Origin of the sequence: Mesorhizobium sp. M7A.F.Ca.CA.003.01.2.1 (genome assembly GCF_003998945.1) — a bacterium.
In the GTDB taxonomy this organism is placed as follows: Bacteria; Pseudomonadota; Alphaproteobacteria; order Rhizobiales; family Rhizobiaceae; genus Mesorhizobium; species Mesorhizobium ciceri.
Map to the genome: position 1 here is coordinate 1 of NZ_RZRA01000448.1, position 4,499 is coordinate 4,499.

The window sequence follows — 4,499 nt, forward strand, 5'->3', positions numbered from 1 at the left end:
AGCCAGCGCCACCCCTTCACGGCCGCCTTCCAGCAGCCATGGTGCGTAGAGGGTGGCGGCCGCCAAAGCGAGGCTTGCTCCGGCATTGGTGCCGATCGTGGTCGGCTCGGCCAGCGGGTTGCGCAGCACATGCTGCATGACGACACCGGCGAGACCGAGCGCCGCGCCGGCCAGCACGCTGACGGCGACACGTGGCAGGAAAGCATAGCGATACAGCAACTGCACTGGATCGGATGTGTCGGGGGCGGTGAGCGCCTGCCACCACAGGTGCGCCGGCAGAAGGTGGATGAGATCGATGACGCTCAGCACCAGCGCCAGCCCCGCGGGCACGGCAACTAGCAGGATGAGCGCGCCGATGCCGTCGCGCTGTCGCGGCAGGGACATTGCCTGAGCGATCATGCTGCTGCCACGAATTCGGCGAAACGCGCGGCAGCAGTGAGACCGCCGAACGGCCAGACCGGCGGAATGGTCCGCACTTGGCCGTTCCGGACGCAGGGCAGGTTGGCCCAGAGCGAGTTGCGGGCGATCCTGATCCTGACGTGCGGCGGGATCGGATCGAGCGAGATCAGTTGCGCCTCGCCGACGGCGACCAGTTCCTCGATGCCGACCGTCGAAAAACCCCATTCATTGGTGGCGCCGGTCCAGGCATTGACGAGGCCGAGCCGGTCGAGGACGTCCTGCAGCAGGCTGCCGGCGCCGTAGACGCGGACATGGCGATCGTCGAACATGCTGACGACGCAGACCGGTTTTTGCACCGCCCGCTCCAGCCTGGCACGCGCTTGGGCGATCGAGGCTTCGATGCGCCCGACAAGGTTTTCTGCTTCCGTCCCACGGCCAAGCATGTTGCCAAGCTGCAGCGTCACCTGCTGCGCCTGCGCGTAAGGTGGAGCCTTGCCGCTGTAGAACGGCACATTGAAGGTCGGCGCCAATCTGGTGAAGCTGTTCTCGTCCAAGCCATAGCCATAGGCGCCGACGATCAGGTCGGGCCGCAATTCCCGAAGCAGTTCGAGATTGGGCTCGCTGCGCGACCCCAGGTCGATGGTGGCCTGCGGCAGCGCCGGGCCCTGGACCCAGTCGCCATAACCCCTGGTGTCGCCGACGGCGAGCGGCGACACGCCGAGCGAGACCACCATTTCGGCCGATGTCCATTCCAGGCAGACGACGCGGGCAGGTGCCGCGCGTGCCGTGCCGCCCGGCAAAGCGAGACCGGTCGCGGCGAGGCCGGCAAGATACTGGCGCCGTGTCAGCGCCGCCATTTTGGGCCGGCCCGCCACATTGCTTCTACCATGTGTATTTCACCGAACCGTTGATCCTGCGGCCCTCGCCGTAGAAGCAGCCGAAGCCCGAGGAGAAGCAGGAGGCGACGTAGCGTTTGTCGAACAGATTGCTGGCATTGAGGCTGAGCGTGGCGTTCTGCCAGGCGTAATGCACCGCCGCGTCGGCGAGCACGACCGACGGAACCTTGAAGCTGTTGGCGTCGTCGCCATAGGTCGAGCCGACATAGCGGACACCGGCGCCGAGGCCGAGACCTTCGAGCTTGCCGCCCATGAAGGTGTAATTGGCCCAAAGCGATGCGGAATGGGCCGGCACGCCGAAGGGCGTGTTGCCCTCGTTGCTGACCCAGACGCCGTTGACATCTTCGACAGCGGTCGCCCTGGTGATCTTCGTGTCGAGATAGGTGTAGGCCGCTCTCAGGTCGAAGCCGGAATCGAGGCTGGCAACGGCCTCGAATTCCACGCCGCGCGAACGGATCTCACCGGTCTGGAACAGATCGTTGGGCGAGCCCTCATTACCGGAACGCACGACATTCTGTCGGGTCAGGTCGAAAACCGATGCCGTAATGAAGGAGTTCCAGCCGGTCGGCTGGTATTTCAGCCCGATCTCGTATTGCCTGCTGGTCTCGGGCACGAACAGATTGCCGTCGCTGTCGGCGCCGGCCACGGGCTGGAACGATTCGGAGTAGCTGACATAGGGCGCAAGCCCGTTGTCTGCGAGATAGACCAGGCCGGCGCGGCTGGTGAAGGCGTTGTCCTTCTGCTCGGGAATGTAGCCGCCGGCCAGATTGTCGTAGACCTTGGCGTCCGACCAATCCTGGCGGCCGCCAAGGGTCAGCCGCCAGTTGCCGAACTTGACCTGGTCCTGGGCATAGAGACCGACCTGCTGCTGGGTGGTGTCGGTATCGGTGTAGGGCGTCAGATCGGTGATCGGGTACCCGTAAACCGGATCGAAGATGTTGAAACCGTCCTCGACGGTCCCTTCCGAGGCATAGTCGCGGTAAGTGTAGCGTTTGTAGTCGAGGCCGACGAGCAGCGTGTGGGCAAGCGGCCCGGTGTCGAAATCGGCTTGTGCCTGGTTGTCGATGGTGACGCCGCTGAGTTTGGTGCCGCCGGCATCTGCATAACGGTAGTAGTCGCCGCTTGAAGGTTCCAGGCCGTTCGAGTCCGTCAGTCCGCCACCAAAGACGCCCTCCTCGGTGTGGGTGAGGTGGACGTAGCGGGCATGCTGTCGCACCTGCCAGGTTTCGTTGAAACGGTGATCGAATTCGTAGCCGATCGAGGCCTGGTCGTTGTTGTAGGAGTCGAAGCCGGGTTCGCCGACGAACATGCTGTTCGGCAGGTACTTGCCGTCCTTGCCCGGTATGACCGTGCCGTAGGCAGGCAGGTACTGCATCGCCCATCCCGAGCGGTCGCGCTGATAGTTGGCGAGGATGGTCAGGCTGGTGTCGGCATCGGGCTGCCAGGTGATCGCCGGGGCGATGAAGATGCGGTCGTCCTTGACGAAATCGGTCTGCGTGTCGCCCATGTGAGCGGCACCGGTGAGGCGAAACAGCAGCGACTTGTCGGCGTTCACGGCACCGCTGAAATCGAACTTGCCTTCATAGCGATTGAAGCTGCCGCCACCGAGTTCGATCTCGCGCAGGTTTTCCTCGGTCGGCCGCTTGCTGACATAGTTGATGATGCCGCCGGGGCTAGCCTGGCCGTAGAGCACCGACGCTGGTCCGCGCAGCACCTCGTAGCGTTCCGCGCCATAGGAATCGAGTGCGGTGAACAGGATGAAATTGCTCTCCTTGAGCTGCAGCCCGTCCCTGTAGAAGACGCCGTTGGCGTTCGAAATGCCGCGCAACTGCAGGCCGAGGCCGCGATTGTCGGTGCCGTAGAGATCGCCGGTGGCGCCGGGCGTGTAGCGCAGAACGCCGCCGAGGTTGTCAATCGCCTGTGCTTCCATCTGGTCCTTGGTGATCACCGATATCGACTGGGGCGTCTCGATCAGCGGCGTGTCGGTCTTGGTGCCGGTGGAGCCCTTGGTGGCCACGTAGCCCTTGACCGGCCCGAAGGCGCTTTCGACACGTTCCTGGACGTTGATCGGGTCCAGGGTGGTGGTGACCGTCTCCTGGGCCAGGGCATGGCCGCAGCCAAGCAGGGCCGGCACCGACACCGCTGCGATCAGCAGGCGCTTCCGCGCCATCCGGTCCTGCCAAATCAGTCCACGTCCCGAGATCATCCTGCGCCCCCTTTTCCAAATTTCATGTCGATATTGCCGGTCGCGACGATTTGTTGATCGTTGCAGTCATCTTCAATGTTGACTAGTAAGGTCATGTTTCATAGTCAACCGGGCATGAGCCGTCGAAAGCCGGAATCTGGAAATGCGGGCGGCCGCACTGGAGAAAAGCCATGAGCATGGCTGGAATTGATGCCCAGACTGCCTTCCATATCGACGCGGTGCGCTTTGCCGTCGGCGAGCGGACGCTGCTCGGTCCGGTCTCGCTCGAACTGCAGCGCTCGCGCGTCTACGGGCTGATCGGCCACAATGGTTCGGGCAAGTCGACGCTGATCAAGCTCATGGCGCGCCAACAGCCGGCGAGTTCAGGCGCCATCACTTTCGCCAGGCGTCCGTTGCCGCAATGGGGCGCCCGCGAATTTGCCCGCGCGCTTGCCTATCTGCCGCAGACGACACCGGCGGCGACCGGCCTGACCGTGCGCGAACTGGCGACGTTGGGACGCTATCCCTGGCATGGCGCGCTTGGCCGCTTCCGCGCGCAGGACAGGCAGCATGTCGACGAGGCGCTGGCCCTGACCGACATGGACGGGTTCGCGGATCGGCTGGTGGACGAATTGTCGGGCGGCGAGCGCCAGCGCGCCTGGCTCGCCATGCTGGTGGCGCAGAACGCCGGCGTCATGCTGCTCGACGAGCCGATCTCGGCACTCGACATCGCCCATCAGGTCGAGGTGCTCGGGCTGGTCAAGGAACTCAGCCGCAAACGCGACCTCTGCGTCGTCGTCGTGCTGCACGATCCCAACATGGCGGCGCGCTACTGCGACGAACTGATCGCGCTCAAGGACGGCAAGCTGCTGACGCGCGGCACACCCGGCGAGATCATGCGCAGCGATGTTCTGAAAGGCATTTTCGGCGTGGAGATGGGCGTGTTCGCGCACCCCGTCACCGGCCAGCCCGTCGGCTATGTGCAGTGACGAGATCTGGTGCGGCGGCGGGAAATAGAA

General features: G+C 64.3%; 4 protein-coding genes. 1 reads left to right on the top strand and 3 read right to left on the bottom strand.

Annotated features, from left to right (window positions below; genetic code table 11):
• The 3 genes from EN969_RS18360 to EN969_RS18370 all read right to left on the bottom strand — a co-directional run.
• Positions 1 to 399: iron chelate uptake ABC transporter family permease subunit (locus EN969_RS18360; RefSeq protein ID WP_164758334.1), on the bottom strand; the 399-nt coding region annotated here is incomplete at its 3' end.
• Positions 396 to 1,256, bottom strand: coding sequence for an ABC transporter substrate-binding protein (locus tag EN969_RS18365; protein ID WP_063169484.1), 861 nt, complete (start codon positions 1,254 to 1,256; stop codon positions 396 to 398). The genes EN969_RS18365 and EN969_RS18360, both read right to left, overlap by 4 nt.
• Positions 1,257 to 1,281: 25 nt before the next feature.
• Positions 1,282 to 3,465 (bottom strand): TonB-dependent siderophore receptor, encoded by a 2,184-nt coding sequence (locus EN969_RS18370; protein WP_244514244.1) that lies wholly within the window; start codon positions 3,463 to 3,465, stop codon positions 1,282 to 1,284.
• A gap of 212 nt (positions 3,466 to 3,677) precedes the next feature.
• Between EN969_RS18370 and EN969_RS18375 the strand changes: the two genes are divergently transcribed.
• Complete coding sequence (locus EN969_RS18375; RefSeq protein ID WP_063170397.1) at positions 3,678 to 4,469, top strand: ATP-binding cassette domain-containing protein; 792 nt, start codon at positions 3,678 to 3,680, stop codon at positions 4,467 to 4,469.
• The last annotated feature ends 30 nt before the right edge of the window (positions 4,470 to 4,499 follow it).